At 67.2% G+C, this 18,548-nt stretch carries 18 protein-coding genes; 13 read left to right on the forward strand and 5 right to left on the reverse strand.

Annotation, left to right across the window (positions count from 1 at the left end; genetic code table 11):
* Window positions 1–154 precede the first annotated feature (154 nt).
* Together ACFPN1_RS02235 and ACFPN1_RS02240 are read right to left on the reverse strand one after the other, a co-directional pair.
* A complete protein-coding gene (locus tag ACFPN1_RS02235; protein ID WP_386752609.1) occupies window positions 155–2,530 on the reverse strand; it encodes a 3-hydroxyacyl-CoA dehydrogenase/enoyl-CoA hydratase family protein in 2,376 nt (791 codons plus the stop codon).
* Window positions 2,531–2,604: 74 nt separating this feature from the next.
* A complete protein-coding gene (locus tag ACFPN1_RS02240) occupies window positions 2,605–3,225 on the reverse strand; it encodes a TetR/AcrR family transcriptional regulator (protein WP_386752610.1) in 621 nt (206 codons plus the stop codon).
* 245 nt (window positions 3,226–3,470) lie between these two features.
* Between ACFPN1_RS02240 and ndk the strand changes: the two genes are divergently transcribed.
* From ndk to ACFPN1_RS02295, 11 genes are all read left to right on the forward strand, one after another.
* Window positions 3,471–3,896: a nucleoside-diphosphate kinase gene (gene ndk, locus ACFPN1_RS02245; RefSeq protein ID WP_386752612.1), complete on the forward strand. Its 426-nt coding sequence runs from the start codon at window positions 3,471–3,473 to the stop codon at window positions 3,894–3,896.
* An 81-nt stretch (window positions 3,897–3,977) separates the two neighbouring features.
* Window positions 3,978–5,171 carry a dual-specificity RNA methyltransferase RlmN gene (gene rlmN / locus ACFPN1_RS02250; protein WP_386754008.1) on the forward strand — a complete coding sequence of 398 codons (1,194 nt, stop codon included), beginning with the start codon at window positions 3,978–3,980 and terminating at the stop codon, window positions 5,169–5,171.
* A gap of 67 nt (window positions 5,172–5,238) precedes the next feature.
* Entirely contained in the window at window positions 5,239–5,991 is a 753-nt protein-coding gene (locus ACFPN1_RS02255) for a tetratricopeptide repeat protein (protein ID WP_386752614.1), read from the forward strand.
* Window positions 5,991–6,803, forward strand: a complete 813-nt coding sequence (locus tag ACFPN1_RS02260; protein ID WP_417498513.1) for a helix-turn-helix domain-containing protein — start codon at window positions 5,991–5,993, stop codon at window positions 6,801–6,803. Before ACFPN1_RS02255 ends, ACFPN1_RS02260 begins: the two co-directional genes overlap by 1 nt.
* A gap of 82 nt (window positions 6,804–6,885) precedes the next feature.
* Window positions 6,886–7,515, forward strand: a complete 630-nt coding sequence (locus ACFPN1_RS02265) for a YfgM family protein (protein WP_386752617.1) — start codon at window positions 6,886–6,888, stop codon at window positions 7,513–7,515.
* Window positions 7,515–8,723 carry an outer membrane protein assembly factor BamB gene (gene bamB / locus ACFPN1_RS02270; RefSeq protein ID WP_386752619.1) on the forward strand — a complete coding sequence of 403 codons (1,209 nt, stop codon included), beginning with the start codon at window positions 7,515–7,517 and terminating at the stop codon, window positions 8,721–8,723. The genes ACFPN1_RS02265 and bamB overlap by 1 nt, the downstream gene beginning before the upstream one ends.
* A gap of 105 nt (window positions 8,724–8,828) precedes the next feature.
* Complete coding sequence (gene der, locus ACFPN1_RS02275; RefSeq protein WP_386752620.1) at window positions 8,829–10,229, forward strand: ribosome biogenesis GTPase Der; 1,401 nt, start codon at window positions 8,829–8,831, stop codon at window positions 10,227–10,229.
* A 188-nt stretch (window positions 10,230–10,417) separates the two neighbouring features.
* The gene (gene mobA / locus ACFPN1_RS02280) at window positions 10,418–11,008 is read left to right on the forward strand and encodes a molybdenum cofactor guanylyltransferase (protein WP_386752622.1); all 591 of its coding nucleotides are present in this window, start codon (window positions 10,418–10,420) and stop codon (window positions 11,006–11,008) included.
* Window positions 11,001–12,212, forward strand: a complete 1,212-nt coding sequence (locus tag ACFPN1_RS02285; RefSeq protein WP_386752624.1) for a molybdopterin molybdotransferase MoeA — start codon at window positions 11,001–11,003, stop codon at window positions 12,210–12,212. Before mobA ends, ACFPN1_RS02285 begins: the two co-directional genes overlap by 8 nt.
* Before the next feature lie 45 nt (window positions 12,213–12,257).
* Window positions 12,258–13,385 (forward strand): molybdopterin-synthase adenylyltransferase MoeB, encoded by a 1,128-nt coding sequence (moeB, locus tag ACFPN1_RS02290; protein WP_386752626.1) that lies wholly within the window; start codon window positions 12,258–12,260, stop codon window positions 13,383–13,385.
* 79 nt (window positions 13,386–13,464) lie between these two features.
* On the forward strand, window positions 13,465–14,454 hold the full coding sequence (locus ACFPN1_RS02295; RefSeq protein ID WP_386752628.1) for a DUF2272 domain-containing protein: 990 nt from the start codon (window positions 13,465–13,467) through the stop codon (window positions 14,452–14,454).
* 9 nt (window positions 14,455–14,463) lie between these two features.
* On the opposite strand, the gene ACFPN1_RS02300 is transcribed toward ACFPN1_RS02295, so the two are convergent.
* The 3 genes from ACFPN1_RS02300 to ACFPN1_RS02310 all read right to left on the reverse strand — a co-directional run bounded on the left by ACFPN1_RS02300 (window position 14,464) and on the right by ACFPN1_RS02310 (window position 15,938).
* Window positions 14,464–14,676, reverse strand: a complete 213-nt coding sequence (locus ACFPN1_RS02300; RefSeq protein WP_386752630.1) for a hypothetical protein — start codon at window positions 14,674–14,676, stop codon at window positions 14,464–14,466.
* Window positions 14,676–15,515 (reverse strand): alpha/beta hydrolase, encoded by an 840-nt coding sequence (locus ACFPN1_RS02305; protein ID WP_386752631.1) that lies wholly within the window; start codon window positions 15,513–15,515, stop codon window positions 14,676–14,678. Before ACFPN1_RS02305 ends, ACFPN1_RS02300 begins: the two co-directional genes overlap by 1 nt.
* Before the next feature lie 111 nt (window positions 15,516–15,626).
* Window positions 15,627–15,938, reverse strand: coding sequence for a DUF1244 domain-containing protein (locus ACFPN1_RS02310; RefSeq protein ID WP_386752633.1), 312 nt, complete (start codon window positions 15,936–15,938; stop codon window positions 15,627–15,629).
* 70 nt (window positions 15,939–16,008) lie between these two features.
* Here ACFPN1_RS02310 and folD point away from each other — a divergent pair, with 70 nt between their 5' ends.
* Window positions 16,009–16,869 carry a bifunctional methylenetetrahydrofolate dehydrogenase/methenyltetrahydrofolate cyclohydrolase FolD gene (gene folD / locus ACFPN1_RS02315; RefSeq protein ID WP_386752635.1) on the forward strand — a complete coding sequence of 287 codons (861 nt, stop codon included), beginning with the start codon at window positions 16,009–16,011 and terminating at the stop codon, window positions 16,867–16,869.
* An 84-nt stretch (window positions 16,870–16,953) separates the two neighbouring features.
* On the forward strand, window positions 16,954–18,411 hold the full coding sequence (gene guaB / locus ACFPN1_RS02320; RefSeq protein ID WP_386752637.1) for an IMP dehydrogenase: 1,458 nt from the start codon (window positions 16,954–16,956) through the stop codon (window positions 18,409–18,411).
* Window positions 18,412–18,548: the final 137 nt, after the last annotated feature.

Below are 18,548 nucleotides of genomic sequence, written 5' to 3' on the forward strand. Positions count from 1 at the left end.
AGGGAACGGGGAATGAAGGGCGCTCGCGAGCGTCGCAATGACCACTGCATTGAGTTCGCTGTTCGTCATATCGGGTTCCGGTATCCGGCGGGCTCGCAGGTCACGGCAGGTTTCTTCCCTGTTCCCCGTTCCCTGTTTCCCGCGTTTCAGTCGGTCAATTCCTAAGCGGCTTCCCCGTCTTCAACATGTGCGCAATGCGCTCCTGCGTCTTCGGCATCTGCGCCAGGGCGACGAAGTGCTCGCGTTCGAGCCGGATCAGCCAGTCCTCGTCCACCAGCGTGCCGCGATCGACCTCGCCGCCGCACAGGACGGTGGCGATGCGGGTCGCGATCTCGTAGTCGTGCGGCGAGATGAAGCGGCCTTCCAGCATGTTCACCAGCATCATCTTGAACGTGGCGATGCCGACGTCGCCGGCGACCTGGATGCGGCGGGCGGGCAGGGGCGGGCGATAGCCGGACTCCGCGAGCGCGCGCGCCTTGGCCTTCGCCACGTGCAGCAGCTCGAATGCATTGAAGACGACCGTGTCGCCATCGCGCGCGACCTTGAGCGACTTCGCTTCGAAGGCCGACGTGGACACCTTGCCCATCGCCACACTCTCGAAGGCCGTCTTGAGCTGGGCGAACACGTCGCCGCCTGGCCCGGCGGCTTCAGAGGCGCGCACCGCGAACTCCTTCAGGCCACCGCCCGCCGGCAGCAGGCCGACACCGGCTTCGACCAGGCCGACGTAGCTTTCGAGCGCGAACACGGTGCTGGCCGCATGCATCTGGAACTCGCAGCCGCCGCCCAGCGCGAGGCCGCGTACCGCGGCCACGACCGGCACCTGCGCGTACTTTATGCGCTGGCTGGTGGCCTGGAAGTTGGCGACCATGCCTTCGAAGCCCTTGAGGTCACCGGTCTGCAGCAGGCCCAGCGCGCCCTGCAGGTCGGCACCGGCCGAGAACGGCTCCTTCGGCTGCCAGATCACCAGACCGCGGAAGTCGCGTTCGGCGATCGCGATGGCTTCCTGCAGGCCATTGAGCACGTGGTCGTTGACCGTGTGCAGCTTGGTCTTGAAGCTGACCACGGCGATGTCGTCGCCTTCGTCGGCCCACATGCGCACGCCGTCGTTCTCGTACACCGTGCGGCCTTGCGGGAACTTCTCTCCGATCAGCGCATCGGGGAAGCGTTGCCGTGCGTACACCGGATTGGACGAGCGCGGCACCATCGCCTTGCGGCCCGGGCTGTAACTGCCCGCCGTGCCGTGCACACCGTCGCGACCGTCGAAGACCCAGTCGGGCAGCGGTGCATTGCTCATCGCCACGCCCTTCACGATGTCGTCGGCGATCCATTCGGCGACCTGCTTCCAGCCGGCGGCCTGCCAGGTTTCGAACGGGCCCAGCGACCAGCCGTAACCCCAGCGGATCGCGAAGTCGACGTCGCGTGCCGTCTCGGCGATCGACTCCAGGTGGTAGGCGGTGTAGTGGAACGTGTCGCGGAAGCAGGCCCACAGGAATTTCGCCTGCGGGTTGTCGCTGGCGCGCAGCGCGGCGAACTTCTTCGCCGGGTCCTTTTCCTTCAGCAGCGCGGCGACGTCGGCATCGAGTTCAGCGGCCGAGACGCGGTAGTCCTGCGCCTTCAGGTCGAGGACCAGGATGTCCTTGCCCTTCTTGGTGTAGAAGCCGGCGCCCGTTTTCTGGCCCAACGCGCCCTTTTCGATCAGGGCGGTGAGCCACTTGGGCGCCTTGAAGTACTGGTGCCAGGGATCCTCCGGCAGCGTGTCGGCCATCGTCTTGATGACGTGGGCCATCGTGTCCAGGCCGACCACGTCCGCGGTGCGGTAGGTGGCGGACTTCTGACGCCCGATCGCTGGGCCGGTGAGGGCATCGACGACGTCGAAGCCGAGCCCGAATTGCTCGGTGTGGTGCATGGCGGCCAGCATCGAGAACACGCCGATGCGGTTGCCGATGAAGTTCGGAGTGTCCTTGGCATAGACCACGCCCTTGCCGAGGGTGGTGGTCAGGAAGGCTTCGAGGCCTTCCAGCACCGGCGCGTCGGTGGTCTTCGCAGGAATCAGCTCGGCGAGGTGCATGTAGCGCGGCGGATTGAAGAAATGCACGCCGCAGAAGCGATGGCGCAGCTCTTCCGGCAGCACCTCGGCGAGCTTGTTGATGCCCAGGCCGGACGTGTTGGATGCGAGCACCGTATGCGCCGGCACGAAGGGCGCGATCTTGCGGTACAGGTCCTGCTTCCAGTCCATCCGTTCGGCGATGGCTTCGATGATCAGGTCGCAGCCCTTCAACAATTCCAGGCCGGTCTCGTAATTGGCCGGCACGATGCGATCGGCGAGCGCCTTGTCCGCCAGCGGCGCGGGGCTGAGTCTGGCCAGGTTGGCGATGGCCTTGGTGACGACACCGTTCGGGTCGCCGTCCTTTGCCGGCAGGTCGAACAGGACCGTGTCGACGCCGGCATTGGTCAGGTGGGCCGCGATCTGCGCGCCCATCACGCCCGCGCCCAGGACCGCGGCGCGCCGGACAAGTAGTTTGCTAGACATGTTTTGCAAGTCCTTGATTTAGGCGGGGCGTCCGTCCCGCCGTGGGGTTGGAAATCCAAACGGGATGCGGAGGCTCAGGCGCTACGGAAGCCGGCAGCCGCAAAGGCGATCAGTTCGCGCGCGGCGCGTTCGCGGTGGGCGGCCTCGGAAACCCCACTGGGGCGCTTGATCAGGCCAAAGTCCGCCATCGCATAGGTAAGCGCGCCGACCACGATGTCCAGGCGCCAGTACAGAGATTCCTTGCTGAGGCCCGGCAGGCACGCGGCGATGGCCTTGGCGAACTCGCGCAGCACGTGGCCGTAGTGCTCGGACAGGAACTTGCGCAAGGCGTCGTTCTTCTCCGCGTAGGCGCGGGCGATCATCCGCGCGAACGCGCCGTTCTGGCGGTCCTGTGCCATCGCCAGGGCGGGTTCCACGAAGGCGGCCAGAATCGGTTCGAGTTCGCCCGGCCGCTCCCGCTGCGCGGTCTTGAGAGCGGCCAGCCGCTGCTGGCTCATCTCGTCCATGCGGCGGCGGAAAACTTCGTTGACGAGGTTTTCCTTGCTGCCGAAGTGGTAATTCACCGCCGCGATGTTCACATCGGCACGGCTCGTGACCTGGCGCAGCGAGGTTCCGGCGAACCCGAACTGGGCAAAGAGCTCCTCGGCAGCGCCGAGGATCCGGTCCTTGGTGGAAAAGGGGTGGGGCGTGGCCATGGCGTGTTTCAGCGGTCGTTTCAAAGGACGATTCAAACAATCGTTTCAGGCTAGAACCATACGGCACCGCACGTCAACCGGCCCAAGCGGCCGACATGGCGAAAAACTCTCCAAACCCGTCCGTACTTCCGCTAGAATTTGCCCCAGCCATATCGGCTAAACCCGCGATTCGACGCGGGTTTTTCTGTTATTCTCGGGCCCGGACATGGACTGTCCCGCTGCCCGCCTATCCGGAGATCTGTCCCATGGCGCTGGAGCGCACCCTTTCGATCATCAAGCCCGATGCCGTCGCCAAGAACGTCATCGGCGAAATCTATTCGCGCTTCGAGAAGGCCGGCCTGAAGGTCGTCGCCGCCAAGATGAAGCAGCTCTCGCGCGCCGAAGCCGAGGGCTTCTACGCCGTGCACCGCGAACGTCCGTTCTTCAACGCGCTGGTTGAATTCATGATCAGCGGTCCGGTGATGATCCAGGTTCTGCAGGGCGAAGGCGCCGTGCTGAAGAACCGCGATCTGATGGGCGCCACCAATCCGAAGGACGCCGCGCCGGGCACGATCCGCGCCGACTTCGCCGACAGCATCGACGCCAATGCGGTGCACGGTTCGGACTCGCTGGAGAACGCGGCGATCGAAGTCGCCTACTTCTTCCCGGCGACCGACGTTTACGCTCGTTGATGCGAGTGAAGTACTGAAGCAATGACCGCCATCACCGACAACACGATCGAACTCAAGCTCGCCGACGCGGCTGCGCCGGCGATGGATTCGCCCGTGCCGGCGGTGGCGGACGTTGCGGCGAGAAGCGTGTCGGAGTCGAAGAAAACCAACATCTTCGACTTCGACCGCGCCGCGCTCGAGCGCTTCTTCGAGGAAGAACTCGGCGAGAAGAAGTTCCGCGCACACCAGGTGATGAAGTGGATCCATCACCGCTACGTCACCGATTTTGCCGGGATGACCGACCTGGGCAAGGCGCTGCGCGCGAAGCTGGAAGAGCGCGCCGTCGTGCACGCACCCCAGCTGATCTTCGACAAGGAATCCAGCGACGGCACGCACAAGTGGCTGCTCGGCATGGACCCGAAGAACGCGATCGAGACGGTCTACATCCCCGACAAGGGCCGCGGCACGCTGTGCGTGTCCTCGCAGGTGGGCTGCGCGCTCAACTGCCAGTTCTGCTCGACCGCGACGCAGGGCTTCAACCGCAATCTTTCGACGGCCGAGATCATCGGGCAGGTGTGGATCGCCGCCCGTCACCTCGGCAACGTCCCGCACCAGCAGCGCAAGCTCACCAACGTCGTGATGATGGGCATGGGCGAGCCGCTGGCGAACTTCGACAACGTCGTGCGCGCGATGAGCATCATGCGTGACGACCTCGGCTACGGCCTGGCCAACAAGCGCGTCACGCTGTCGACCGCCGGCATGGTGCCGATGATCGACCGGCTCGCCGCCGAGAGCGACGTGTCGCTGGCCGTGTCGCTGCATGCGCCCAACGACGAGCTGCGCAGCGAACTGGTGCCGCTCAACAGGAAGTATCCGATCGCCGAACTGATGGACGCCTGCGTGCGCTACGCGCTGCGCAAGAAGGGCGAGTCCGTGACGTTCGAATACACGCTCATGAAGGGCGTCAACGACCAGCCGCAGCACGCGCGCGAACTCATCCGCCTGATGCGCGAGTTCGACCGCCGCGTGCAGATGAAGGATGCGGCCAAGGTCAACCTGATTCCATTCAATCCGTTCCCGGGCACACGCTTCGAGCGCCCGGACGACGAAGCCATTCGCGGCTTCCAGAAATTGCTCAACAACGCCGGCATGATCGCCCCGGTCCGGCGCACGCGTGGCGACGACATCGACGCCGCCTGCGGCCAGCTCAAGGGGCAGGTGATGGATCGGACCCGGCGACAGGCCGAGTTCCGCAAGCGGCTGGTCGCTCAGGGAGCGGGTGATGCGGCTGCGTGATGCACTCGCTTCCGCCGTCGCACTCGCTGCCCTCGCAGGCGGCGGCTGTGGTGGTGGCGGAAGTTACGTGCGCACCAGCCTGGGCAAGGAGCATCACATCGAGCCGGCGGTCAATCGCATCAGCGAACCCCGGGGCAGGAGCGAACGCGACGCCGATGCGCAACTGGGGCTGGCCGAGATACCGCGTTACCTGAGGGCGGGGGATTTTTCCGCCGTCCGGCGGGTCGCGACGCAGGTCCTCAAGCACGAACCCCGCTCGGTCGAGGCCCATACCTACCTCGCCGTCGGCATGGACAAGACCGGGGATGCGGCGGGGGCCGGCGCCCATTACCTGCGCGCGGCGGAGCTCGCGCCCAACAATGGTGGCGTGCTGGGCAACTACGGCATCTGGCTGTGCGAACAGGGCCGCCTGGAGGAGTCGCTGACCTGGATCGATCGCGCGCTTGCGCTGCCTGACAACGGTGACTGGGCGCTGCTCCTGGCGAATTCCGGCGTTTGTGCGGGCAAGGCCGGTCTGTCGCAGCGTGCCGAGCGTGACCTGCGTCGCGCCCTCGAGCTCGATCCGAAGAATCCTATGGCGCTCGAAGCGATGGCCGAATGGCAGCTGGCCGCCGGCAACGCGTTCGAAGCGCGCGCATTTTCAGAACGGCGTCTCGCTGCTGCACCAGCCGATGCAAAAGCGTTGTTGCTTGCGTCACAGATTGAGCAAGAACTCGGCGACAGCCCCGCGGCGGCGCGCTACGTTTCACGACTGAAAGCGGAGTTCCCCGATGCAGCGGAAGCACGGAACTCCACTATGGGGGATGGTGGCAGGCGATGATGCACTCCGAGCAAACGGGACCGGGCATTGGTGCCGGCTGCGGCGCTGCCCTCAGGCAGGCGCGCGAAGCCGCGGGCATGTCCGTGGAACAGGTGGCCTCGCAGCTGCGCATGACCGTGCGCGCGGTGGCCAATCTCGAAGCCGACGACTGGAGTTCCCTGGGGGCGCCGGTGTTCGTGCGCGGGCAGCTGCGCAGCTACGCGCGGCTGCTGGGCGTGGACATCGAGCCCTACATCGAACAGACGCCGGTGGCGTCGGTGGCTCCCTCGACGCTGGTGAGCCATACCCACACACCCGGCTACCAGCGCTTCGCCGAACAGATCGGCCGGCGCGCGATCTACGTGGCGATCACCGCCGCGATCGCCGTGCCGGTGTGGCTCGGCACCCGCTCGCATTTCGGCGGCAGCGATCTCGCGGTGCAGTCTCTCGACGTGCCCGCAGCGACGACGCAAGTCGAAGTCGATCCCGCCCAGCCGCGCAATACGCCACGACGCACTCCGCTGGTGGCATCCATCGCGTCCCTGCCTTCGCAGTCGCAGGGCGCGCCCGCGCTTACGATCACTTTCAACGGCGACAGCTGGGTCGAGATACTGGGCCCTGACAACCAGCAGGTTCTCGAGCGTGGCTTGCTGACCGTCGGCCAGCAGCGCAGTTACAAGGTGGGCGAAGTCGGACGCATCAAGCTCGGCAACGTCAACGCCGTGGAAGTGCAGCGTGCGGGCGTGGCGGTCGACCTGGAACCGTTCAGCCGCGCGAATGTGGCGCGCTTTACGCTATCCTCTGACGGTTCCCTCGCGCCGGTCGCCAACTGACCCGCGTCGCGGGTCGGCCCCTCCCACCGGCGTAGAGCCGGTTCCCAGATGAACCCTGCCGGTCAAGGCGGGGCGAGAGTCCATGGCGATCGACGAACTTCTAGACGAACACGAACAGAGCGAGCGCGTCCGCGAATGGCTGCGCCGCAACGGCAGCGCCCTTGTTTTCGGCATTGCCCTCGGCCTTGCGGCGATTGGCGGCTGGCAGTGGTGGCAGCGCCATCAGGCTGAAAAGCAGGCCCAGGCGGCGACCGACTACCAGGCGGCCATCGATGCCATCCAGGCCAGGGACGCGGCTGCAGCGGGCAAGATCCAGCGCGTACCGGACGGCATCTTCCGCGCACTCGCCCAGCTGGAACTGGCGAAGTCGCAGGTGCAGGAGGGCAAGTCCAGCGACGCCATCGCGACGTTGCGCGCCATCAAGGTCGAAGACGCTGCGATCCAGGCGATCGTCGACCAGCGCCTCGCCCGTCTGCTGATCGACAACAAGCAGCCCGAGGCCGCGCTGAAGCTCGTCTCCACGGGGGATTCCCTTGCCGTGCTCGAAATCCGTGGCGACGCGCAGTTCGCCCTCGGCCAGCGCGAACAGGCGCGTGAGAGCTACGGCAAGGCCCTGCTCAAGGCGGAAGTGGGTACGCCGCTTCGGCGCGTGATCGAACTCAAGCTGACCCAAGCCGGCGGTACTCCCCCCAAGACCGAGAGCCAGTCCTGATGAGCACACAGACCCGTTCGATCCTGCGCGTACCGGCGTCCAAGGTCGCGCTGCGGACTTCCGCGTTGCTGCTGTGCGCGATCGCCCTGGGCGGTTGTTCGACGATGAAGGGCTGGTTCACCAGCAAGAAGGAAAAAGCCAACGAGCCGGCCAAGCTCACCGACTTCACTCCGTCGGTGACGGTGACGAAGATATGGTCGGAAAAGGCCGGCAAGGGCGAAGGCAGGGTTGGCGTTCGCCAGGGTCCGGCGGTCGCCGACGGTCGCGTCTACGCCGCCGCGGTGGAAGGCGGCGTGCACGCCTTTGAACTGCAGACCGGCAAGCCGGTGTGGCACTACGAGAGCAAGCTGCGCCTTTCGGGCGGCCCCGGTGTGGGCGACGGCCTGGTGGTGGTGGGCGGGCTCGACGGCGAAGTGATCGCCCTGGACGCCGCGACCGGCGCCGAGAAGTGGCAGGCCAAGGTTCCCGCCGAAGTCATCGCGGCGCCCACGATCGGCCTTGGCAGCGTCTTCGTGCGCTCCAACGACGGCCATGTCACCGCGTTCGATGCGGCCACCGGCGAGCGTCGCTGGTTCTGGGTGTACGAAGTCCCCACCCTGAGCCTGCGCGGCAACGACGCCGTCGTGCTGGGGCCGGGCTACGTGTTCTCCGGCAACGATGACGGCAGCGTCAGCGCCATGGCGGCGAGCGACGGCCACACGCTCTGGAATCTTCCGGTCGCCCAGCAGGAAGGCCGCAGCGAACTGGATCGTCTTGCCGACGTCGACGGCACCCCGGTGCTGGAAGGCAGCACGCTGTATGCAACCAGCTTCAAGAAGCAGACGGTTGCCATCGATGCGCCGAGCGGCCGCGCCATCTGGGCCAGCCAGTTCGGCGGCGCGGGTCGGCTCGGCGTCGCCAGCGACCGGCTGGTGGTGTCGGATCCCTCCGGCAGCGTGCACGCGCTCGACAAAAGCAGCGGCGCCTCGTTGTGGCAGCAGCCCGCGCTGGCGCGTCGCCAGCCGACGTCCGTTGCGATCCAGGGCGATTACGCGGTGGTCGGCGATTACGACGGCTACCTGCACTGGCTGAAGCTGGAAAACGGCGAGTTCGCCGCGCGCGCCCGCGTCGGCGGCGATGCCCTGCGTGGCAGCCCCGTCGTGGCCGATGGCATTCTCGTGGCGCAGGACGTGGATGGCGAGCTGGCCGCGTTCCGCCTCGGTCAGTAACCCGTTCCAGGCTTTCCCCATGACCCCGGCCCGTGGCCGGGGTTATTGTTTGCGCGGCTCGACGGTTCGCCTCGATCCGCTCCGTGTCCCGATTGGCAGGTTCGCATGCTTCCCCTCGTCGCCCTGGTGGGCCGTCCCAATGTCGGCAAGTCGACGCTGTTCAATGCGCTGACGCGCACCCGCGACGCGCTGGTGCACGACCAGCCGGGCGTGACCCGCGATCGCAACTACGGCGTGTGCCGGCCGGAAGGTCAGCGTCCGTTCGCCGTAGTCGACACGGGCGGCATTGCGGGGGAGGAAGAAGGCCTGGCGGGCGCGACGGCACGGCAATCGCGCGCCGCCGCCGAGGAGGCGGACCTGGTCCTGTTCATCGTGGACGGCCGCGAAGGGCCGTCCGCGCTGGACGACGACATCCTGCGATGGCTGCGCAAGGCCGATCGTCCGACGATGCTGGTGGTCAACAAGACCGATGGCATCGACGCACGCGCCGCGCAGGCGGAATTTGCCCGCTATGGCTTCAGCGATGTCATCGCGATTTCCTCCTCGCATCGCGTGGGCATCGATACGCTGCTGGAAGAGGTCGAGAAGCGCCTGCCCGAACAGGGCAGCGCGATCGAGCTCGACAACGATCCGAACCGCATCCGCGTGGCCTTCATCGGCCGCCCCAACGTCGGCAAGTCGACGCTGGTGAACCGCCTGCTCGGCGAGGAGCGGATGATCGCGTCGGAAGTGCCCGGCACCACGCGCGATTCCGTGTCGATCGACATGGAGCGCGATGGCCGCCTCTACCGCCTGATCGACACCGCCGGCCTGCGTCGCAAGTCGAAGGTCGATGAAGCGGTCGAGAAGTTCTCGATCGTCAAGACCCTGGCGGCGATCGAGGAATGCCAGGTTGCGGTGGTGATGCTCGATGCAGGCGAGGGCGTGACCGACCAGGATGCGAGCGTGCTGGGCTATGCGCTGGATGCCGGGCGTGCCCTCGTGGTCGCCGTGAACAAGTGGGACAACCAGACCGAATACCAGCGCCAGCAGACCGAGAACCTGCTGACGCGCAAGCTCGCTTTCGTCGACTGGGCCGAAGCCGTGCGCATCAGCGCCAAGCATGGTTCGGGCCTGCGCGAGCTGTTCAAGGCGATCCATCGCGCGCACAAGTCGGCCACTACCGAGCTGGGCACGAGCGAGGTGACCAAGGCGATGGAAATCGCCTACGAAACCAACCCGCCGCCGGTCGTGCGCGGCCATGTGGCCAAGATGCGCTTCGCGCATCCCGGTGGCACCAATCCGCCCACCTTCATCATCCACGGCACCCGCCTGCGCACGCTCGCGGACAGCTACAAGCGCTATCTGGAGAATTTCTTCCGCAAGCGCTTCAAGCTGGTGGGCACGCCGGTGCGCTTCGTGTTCAAGGAAGGCAGCAATCCGTACGAAGGCAGAAAGAACGTCCTGACCGAGCGCCAGGTCGCGAAGAAGCGCCGCCTGATCCGCCACGTCAAGCGCGGCAAGTGACGCAACCGCGCGTTCGCATGGCGAACGCCTTTGCAATTGCGTCATCCCGCGGCCTTCAACGGACGAAGTCCGGTCAAGCGGGGATCCAGCGACTTTGCTGTTGCTTTCAGTTCGTGAGGTTGGCGGAAAATCCACCGGCAAACCCGCGGGAATGACGAGCAAACAAACAACCTCGCCGAGTCGATGAGTTGAACGCTCCACTGCCATCGTCCCAAATCACCCTGGGCATCCTCGCCGGTGGTCGCGCCACGCGACTGGGCGGCATCGACAAGGCCTGGATCGAGCGCGACGGCATTCCGCAGGTGCTGCGCTGGCGCCGTCGTTTCGCCGCAGAAGCCAGTGCGGTCCTGGTCAGTGCCAATCGCGGCCTGCAGCGTTATCGCGATGCAGGACTGGAAGTCGTGGCCGATCGCGTTGCCGGCGATGTGGGCCCGATCGCCGGCCTGGAAGCGCTTCTGGGGCAATGCCGGACGCCATGGCTGCTGACCCTTCCGGTGGATCTGATCGGCGTCAACGATTGCCTGGTCGCGACGCTCTGGGCGGAACGCGCACGCGCGGGCGCCTTCGCCCGCGACGACGACGGCGACCAGCCGCTTGTGGCGCTATGGAACGTCGAGGCCGCATTGCCCGCCGCTATCGCGGGGATACAACACAACGAAACCGCCATCCATGCCTTGCAGGCCCGACTGCGCATGCCGGCGGTGCACTTCAGGGGCGTGCGCTTCGGCAATCTCAATACGCCCGCCGATCTGCAAGCCGCAGGAATCCGCCATGACTGATTTTCCCACCGGCCTGCTGTTCGACGACGCCATGGCTCTGCTGCGCGATGTGGCGTCGCGGCACAGGCTGGACGTCGAGACGCTGGCACTGTCGCGCTGTCACGGCCGCGTGCTCGCGCAGGACATCGACGCGCCGATGGCGCTGCCGCCGTTCGACAACAGCGCCATGGATGGTTTCGCGTTCCGCCATGCCGATCTGCGCGGAAGCGAAACGCGGCTGCGCCTGGCGGGCGAACAGTTCGCCGGCCTTGCGGGTGCGGCGATTCCGGCTGCTGGCGAGTGCGTGCGCGTCACCACGGGCGCGGCGATGCCCGCCGGCACCGATACCGTCGTGATCAAGGAGAACTGCCGCGTCGAGGCAACGGACGTGCTGGTCCCGGACACGGCGGCCGGCGCGAACGTCCGCAGTGCAGGCGAAGACGTGCGGCCGGGCGAACGCGTCCTTCATGCAGGCGACGTCCTCACGCCTGCGCGCGTGTCGCTGGCGGCTTCGCTGGGCATCGCATCGCTGGCGGTGTCGCGCAGGCCCACCGTGGCGGTCTTCACCACCGGCGATGAGCTCATCGAACCCGGCATGCCCCTGGCGCCGGGGCAGATCTACGACAGCAATCGCGACCTGCTGATGGGCCTTTTGCGCGCGGACGGGCTGGAACCCACGGCGTGGCCACGACTGCCCGACAACCCGAAGCAGGTCGAGATCGCCCTGCGCGATGCCGGTTGCGCCTTCGACGTGATCGTCACCGCCGGTGGCGTCTCCGCGGGGGAGAAGGATCACCTGCCCGGCGTGCTTGCGCAGTTCGGTCGCGCGCATTTCTGGAAGGTCAGGATGAAGCCGGGCATGCCGCTGCTGTTCGGAACCCTGGACCAGGCGCAACTGCTGGGCCTGCCGGGGAATCCGGTATCGGTCCTCGCGACGTACCTGACCTTCGGCCGCGCGCTGATCGATGGCCTGCAGGGGCGACGCGAGCCGCGGGCCCGCTGCCACGCGCAGCTGACGGCGCCGCTGGACAAGGCGCATCCGCGGCGCGAGTTCATCCGCGGCCGGCTGTCCTGCGGAAGCAACGGCGTCATGCACGTCGAGGCCAATCCCGCCACCGGCTCGCATCGCCTGCGCGCCGCCGCGGATGCCAACGCACTGATCGTCGTGCCCGAGGGACCGCAGCATTACGCGGCCGGCAGCATCGTCGAGGTCATTCCGTTCTAGTCCGCGCAGTTGGCGCCGCGCGTTTTCGCCGCGGATAATCGGTGCATGGCCATTACGGTGATTTCCCCGGCTGAAGCCCTGCGTCGCGCACGCGCGGGCGCCACGCTGGTCGACGTGCGCGAGGCGCACGAACGCGCGACCGGATTCGCAACCGGCGCAATCGGTATCGCTCGCGCCGAACTGGAGGCCGATCCGGCTTCGGTATTGCCCGAAGCCGGCGCCGAGGTGCTGCTGATCTGCCAGTCGGGCGCGCGTTCCCTGAAGGCCGCGCAGGCACTGGCAGACGCGGGTTACACCTGCCTTGCGTCGGTGGACGGCGGCACGACGCGCTGGATGGCCGAGGGCCTGCCGGTGACGCGGCCGGACGTGGATACCGATTTCTACGACCGCTACTCCCGCCACCTCCGGCTCCCTGAGGTCGGGGAGTCGGGGCAGCGCCGGCTCGAGGCCGCGTGCATCGCCATGGTCGGTGCGGGCGGGCTGGGTTCGCCAGCCGCGTATTACCTGGCTGCCGCGGGCATCGGCACGCTCGTGCTCGCCGACGACGACGTCGTGGACCGCAGCAATCTGCAACGGCAGATCCTGCACACCGATGCGCGCATCGGCGTGCCGAAGGTGGAATCGGCGCGGACGGCGCTTTCGGCCCTGAACCCGCGCCTCACGGTGGAGGCTTTCCCGGAGCGCATCACCGCGGCAAACGTCGAGCGCCTGATCGCCGATGCCGACGTGGTGATCGACGGCGCCGACAACTTTCCCGTGCGTTACCTGCTCAACGACGCCTGCGTGAAGCTGCGCAAGCCCTTGGTGTACGGCGCCGTGCATCGCTTCGAAGGGCAGGTCAGCGTGTTCGATGCCGGTCGTCATCGCGGCCACGCGCCGTGTTATCGCTGCCTCTTTCCCGAGCCGCCACCGCCCGAGGCGGCCCCGAACTGCGCCGAAGCCGGCGTGCTCGGTGTCCTGCCCGGCGTGATCGGCCTGCTGCAGGCCACCGAAGCGATCAAGCTCATCCTCGGCATCGGCGAACCGCTGACCGGACGCCTGTTGAACTTCGACGCGCTGGCGATGCGCTTCCGCGAAACCCGCCTGCGTCCCGATCACGATTGCGCGGTGTGCGCCCCGGGGCGTGAATTCCCCGGTTACATCGACTATGCGAGGTTCTGCGCGGGAACCTGAGGGGGAATTCGCGATGGGCAGCGGCGCACGACGGAAGGGAATACCGGGGTTCGTTCGTTCCGCAGGCCCTCTGGTCGCGTTGCTGGCGTGCGCCGCGCTGTATCCGCCGCAGGCCGCGGCCACCTCCATCTGCGACAGCATTCCGCCGTCGCCCCCCTCGTACGCAGAGCGCATTGCGCGGATCGCCTGCGCCGAGAATGCGCTCTGGTTCACCCCCTTCATCGATGCGCAGGGCCGGCTGGCCAGCATCACCGTTTCGGAATCCGAGCGCCTGCGGCTGCGCGATGGCGTCACGCCCGCATGGCGGCGGGTTGCGGAGTACTGGAAGGGCAGCGGCCTGCTCTCGCAGATGGCCGGCTTTCCGGGTGCAGCGGACTGCAGCGTCGCCGCCGACGGCAGCTTCGGCGCGGCTTCCTGTCGCGCCTTCCTGAGCGACACGCCATGGTCGGCGGTGTTCGTGTCGTACGTGATGAGCCGGGCGGGCCTGCCGGGCTTCAATCCCTCGGCGAGTCACATCGATTACATCCGCGACGCCTGGCGCTATCCGCAGGCCTCGCCCTACGCGCTGGCGGATCCCGGGACGACGAATCCGGCCGCAGGCGACCTGCTGTGCTTCTCGCGCGCACGCATCGACCTGGGCGCGCAGGGCTTCCGCGACTTCCTGGCCCGCGGCACGGGCGATGGCATGAACATGCACTGCGACATCGTGGTCGCGGCCAATCCCGCGCAGGGCAAGGTTTACCTCGTCGGGGGCAACGTGCTGCAGGGCGTGACCCTGCGGGTGCTGCCGCTCAACCGCACCGGCGTCATCTGGGGGTTGCCGCGACGCATCGCCGATCCGGCCGCCTGTGGACCCGGGAGCGAAGGCGCCTGCAGCTTCAACCGCCAGGATTGGGTCGCGCTGATGAAGCTCAAACCGTTGCCTGCACCGGTCGGGCCGGAGCCGCCGCTTCCCAACGCGTCGCCTCGCTGCTGCACGCAATGCCCCTTGCCGATGCCCGCCGACCTCCAGCGCTGCCCGCCCTTGCGACGCCCGGTGGACGTGCTGACGGATGGGCAGGGCGGCTAGGAAGGGCTTTCAGACGACGCGTTCGACAGTTGCCGCTGCACTGGCCGACTTGCGGCGCGGCTTGGCGCGCGGATCCAGTTGCACGTTGAGCACCATGTTGCAGTGGATGCAGCTGTAGCTCAGGCAGCGGATGTCGTCGCTGCCGTTGTTCTGGCCGAAAACGCTCTCGATGCGGACGTGCAGCAAGCGCTTGCCGCATTTGGGGCATTCGCCTTGGTTCATCATGTCGGCTTTCTCCGGAGCGGATACGGATTCGGGCGTCGGGACCTGCGGGTGGCGACGGTGCGGGTCCGGCGAGTATGCGCCCCGAAGAACGCCCTGAGCGTCCTCACGAAACCGGGTGCGCGGGCGACGTTGCCGTGCTCGGCCGTGGGCAGTTCGAGCACCTGCGGACGACGGGGCAGGGCGTCGATCAGCCGTTGGGTACTGGCGGCCGGGATCACCCGGTCGCGGCCGGCGCGCACCACCAGGGTCGGGCCGGTGCGTCGCGACAGGTTGGAGACCGAGTCGAACCGGTCGCGGGCCAGCAGGTGGATGGGCAGCCACCGGTAGTGCGCCTGTCCGACATCGACCAGCGTGTCGTAAGGCGTGATGAGCGCTAGCCGGCGCACCCGGCGCTGCGCGGCAACGTGGGCGGCGACGCCGGAGCCCAGGCTGTAGCCGATGACATCGATGCCGACCCGCGGATGCAGGCGGCGCACATGGTCGAAGAGGAGCAGCGCGTCGCTGGCCAGGCTTGCCTCGTCCGGCTGGCCTTCGCTGGCGCCGAAGCCCCGGTACGACACGAGGTAGACGGTGTGCTCGGGGAACCAGCGGGCGAAGCTGCCGCGATTGCCCTGGATCGGCTCCGAGTTGCCGCCGAAGTAGACCAGGGCACGCTTGCGGCCGGGATTGACCACCCAGCCGCGCAGCGTGACGTCGCCGTTGACGAGGGAAAAATTGGTCTGGGTGGCTTCGACCCGCGTGTCCTGCGGGCAGTACACCAGGTCGCGCTGCCGCACGTACATGAAGCCGCAAAGGCCCAGGTACGCCATCGTCAGCGGGAGCGCGATCCAGAACATGACCCGTCGCAGCACCTGTCCGGCAGGTTGGGAAGCTTGGGCAGAAGCCTAGCGGCCGCGATGTGATCCAGGCGCATCCATGCCGGTTTCCCCGCGTCGCGGTCCAAGGGCCTAGCTCTTGGGCAAACGCTGCGCCGCCTCGAACGCGGCCAGTTGCTCCGGCGTCGCCTCCCGCTGATGGCGGGTCTTCCACTGCGGGAAGGGCTCGCCGTAGACGGTTTCGCGCGCCTCGTCGCGGGTCATGGTGATGCCGCGATGCTCGGCCGCCTCGCGGTACCAGTCGGCCAGGCAGTTGCGGCAGAAGCCGGCCAGGATCATCAGGTCGATGTTCTGCACATCGGGGCGCTGTCGCATCAGGTGGTCGCGCAGGCGGCGGAAGACGGCGGCTTCGATCTGGGTGGTTTCGAAATCGGTGTCGGACATGGCCAGGGGCGGGGCAGTGGAGGGATGGGCGATAATGTGCGCTCTCGCCGATCCGAAATCACATCCACGCATGACCGCCCGCATCCTTGACGGCAAACGCATCGCCGAAGACCTGCTCGACAACCTCAAGGCGCAAGTCGAAGCGCGGATCCAGGCCGGCAAGGCGGCTCCGGGGCTGGCGGTGGTGCTGGTGGGCAACGATCCGGCTTCCGCGGTCTACGTGAAGAACAAGCGCCGCGCCGCGCAGAAGGTGGGCATCCGCGCGATCGACTACGACCTGCCGGCCGACACCAGCGACGAGCAACTGCTCGCCCTGATCGGCCAGCTCAATGCCGATCCGCAGGTGCACGGCATCCTCGTGCAGCTGCCGCTGCCGGGCCATCGCGACGCGACCCACCTGATCCATCGCATCGATCCGCGCAAGGACGTGGACGGCTTCCATCCGGAAAACGTCGGCCATCTCGCCCTGCGCCAGTTCGGCCTGCGTCCCTGCACGCCGCGCGGCATCACCACGCTGCTGGCCTACACCGACAAGCCGGTGCGCGGTCAGAGCGCCACGATCGTGGGCGTTTCCAACCACGTGGGCCGGCCGATGGCGCTGGAACTGCTGATCGCGGGCTGCACGGTGACGAGCTGCCACAAGTTCACGCCGCCGGCGGTGCTGGAACAGGCGGTGCGCAACGCCGACATCCTGGTGGTGGCGGTCGGCCGGCCGCAGCTGATTCCGGGCGAATGGGTGAAGCCAGGGGCCGTGGTCATCGATGTCGGCATCAACCGGGTCGAGGACGGCCGCCTGGTCGGCGACGTCGGCTTCGAAGCCGCTTCGCAGCGGGCCAGCTGGATCACCCCGGTTCCGGGTGGGGTCGGGCCGATGACGGTCGCGACCCTGATGCAGAACACGCTGGAAGCCGCCGAAGCGGCGGATGCCTGATCCGGAACGACGAATCCCGCAAATGCGAGCGCCGAGGCAGCGAAACACGTTACAATGGCGCGCTTCATCCACCCGGGACCGCCCATGCTGCGTATCCAGGCTGAAGCGCTGACGTACGACGACGTATCCCTCGTCCCCGCGCATTCCACCGTCCTGCCCAAGGACGTCTCGCTCTCCACGCGCCTGACCCGCGACCTCACCATCCGTCTGCCGATCGTCTCGGCGGCGATGGACACGGTGTCCGAAGCACGCCTCGCGATCGCGATGGCCCAGCTCGGCGGCATCAGCATCATCCACAAGAACATGAGCCTCGAGGCGCAGGCGGCGCAGGTCGCCCACGTCAAGAAGTTCGAGGCGGGCGTGATCAAGGAGCCGTTCACCGTCGGCCCCGAAACCACGATCGCCGAAGTGCTCAAGCTCACCCGCGCCCGCAACATCTCCGGCGTGCCGGTGGTGGAACACGGACAACTGGTCGGCATCGTCACCAGCCGCGACATGCGCTTCGAGAAGAAGCTCGACGATCCGGTCCGCCACATCATGACCAAGAAGGACCGCCTCATCACCGTGCGCGAAGGCGCCTCGGACGAGGAAGTCCTGCAGCTGCTGCACAAGCACCGCATCGAGAAGGTGCTGGTGGTCAACGACGGCTTCGAGCTACGCGGCCTGATCACCGTCAAGGACATCCAGAAGAAGTCCGACAACCCCAACGCCGCCTACGACAGCAGCGAACGCCTGCTGGTCGGCGCTGCAGTGGGCGTGGGTGGCGATACCGAAGCCCGTGTCGCCGCGCTTGCCGCCGCCGGCGTGGACGTAGTGGTGGTCGACACCGCGCACGGGCACTCGCAGGGCGTGCTCGATCGCGTGAAGTGGGTGAAGAAGAATTTCCCGCAGCTGCAGGTCATCGGCGGCAACATCGTCACCGGCGATGCGGCGCTCGCGCTGATGGATCACGGTGCCGATGCGGTGAAGGTCGGCGTCGGCCCCGGTTCGATATGCACCACGCGCATCGTCGCGGGCGTGGGCGTGCCGCAGGTCACCGCGGTCGACATGGTCGCCGAGGCACTGCAGGACCGCATCCCGCTGATCGCCGACGGCGGCATCCGCTACTCGGGCGATATCGGCAAGGCGCTGGTCGCCGGCGCGTCGTCGGTGATGATCGGCGGCCTGTTCGCCGGCACCGAGGAAGCGCCGGGCGAAGTAGAGCTGTTCCAGGGCCGCAGCTACAAGAGCTACCGCGGCATGGGTTCGCTGGGCGCGATGGAACTGGGTTCCAAGGACCGTTACTTCCAGGACGCGAGCGACGCCGACAAGCTGGTTCCCGAAGGCATCGAAGGCCGCGTGCCGTACCGCGGCCCGCTGCGCGGTGTCGTGCACCAGTTGGCCGGCGGCCTGCGCGCGACGATGGGTTACGTCGGCTGCTCGACCATCGAGGAGATGCGCAAGAAGCCGTCCTTCGTGAAGGTCACCAGCGCCGGCACGCGCGAGAGCCACGTGCACGACGTGCAGATCACGAAGGAACCGCCGAACTATCGGGCCAGCTGACGCTGGCCCTTGTTTTTCGTGCCAAGGCAGTCGTTGTACGTTCGTCATTCCCGCGCAAGCGGGAATCCCGTCATTGCTTCCGAGACATGACGTTGAGTCGAAGGGCCAGATTCCCGCATGCGCGGGAATGACGAACA

Origin of the sequence: Lysobacter yangpyeongensis (assembly GCF_042655745.1) — a bacterium.
Classification (GTDB): Bacteria; Pseudomonadota; Gammaproteobacteria; order Xanthomonadales; family Xanthomonadaceae; genus Agrilutibacter; species Agrilutibacter yangpyeongensis.

Coding starts and splice junctions, on each gene's coding strand:
- ACFPN1_RS02235 (WP_386752609.1), bottom strand. CDS start 2,530: ATGTCTAGCAAACTACTTGTCCGGCGCGCCGCGGTCCTGGGCGCGGGC.
- ACFPN1_RS02240 (WP_386752610.1), bottom strand. CDS start 3,225: ATGGCCACGCCCCACCCCTTTTCCACCAAGGACCGGATCCTCGGCGCT.
- ndk (WP_386752612.1), top strand. CDS start 3,471: ATGGCGCTGGAGCGCACCCTTTCGATCATCAAGCCCGATGCCGTCGCC.
- rlmN (WP_386754008.1), top strand. CDS start 3,978: ATGGATTCGCCCGTGCCGGCGGTGGCGGACGTTGCGGCGAGAAGCGTG.
- ACFPN1_RS02260 (WP_417498513.1), top strand. CDS start 5,991: ATGCACTCCGAGCAAACGGGACCGGGCATTGGTGCCGGCTGCGGCGCT.
- ACFPN1_RS02265 (WP_386752617.1), top strand. CDS start 6,886: ATGGCGATCGACGAACTTCTAGACGAACACGAACAGAGCGAGCGCGTC.
- bamB (WP_386752619.1), top strand. CDS start 7,515: ATGAGCACACAGACCCGTTCGATCCTGCGCGTACCGGCGTCCAAGGTC.
- der (WP_386752620.1), top strand. CDS start 8,829: ATGCTTCCCCTCGTCGCCCTGGTGGGCCGTCCCAATGTCGGCAAGTCG.
- ACFPN1_RS02285 (WP_386752624.1), top strand. CDS start 11,001: ATGACTGATTTTCCCACCGGCCTGCTGTTCGACGACGCCATGGCTCTG.
- moeB (WP_386752626.1), top strand. CDS start 12,258: ATGGCCATTACGGTGATTTCCCCGGCTGAAGCCCTGCGTCGCGCACGC.
- ACFPN1_RS02300 (WP_386752630.1), bottom strand. CDS start 14,676: ATGAACCAAGGCGAATGCCCCAAATGCGGCAAGCGCTTGCTGCACGTC.
- ACFPN1_RS02305 (WP_386752631.1), bottom strand. CDS start 15,515: ATGTTCTGGATCGCGCTCCCGCTGACGATGGCGTACCTGGGCCTTTGC.
- ACFPN1_RS02310 (WP_386752633.1), bottom strand. CDS start 15,938: ATGTCCGACACCGATTTCGAAACCACCCAGATCGAAGCCGCCGTCTTC.
- folD (WP_386752635.1), top strand. CDS start 16,009: ATGACCGCCCGCATCCTTGACGGCAAACGCATCGCCGAAGACCTGCTC.
- guaB (WP_386752637.1), top strand. CDS start 16,954: ATGCTGCGTATCCAGGCTGAAGCGCTGACGTACGACGACGTATCCCTC.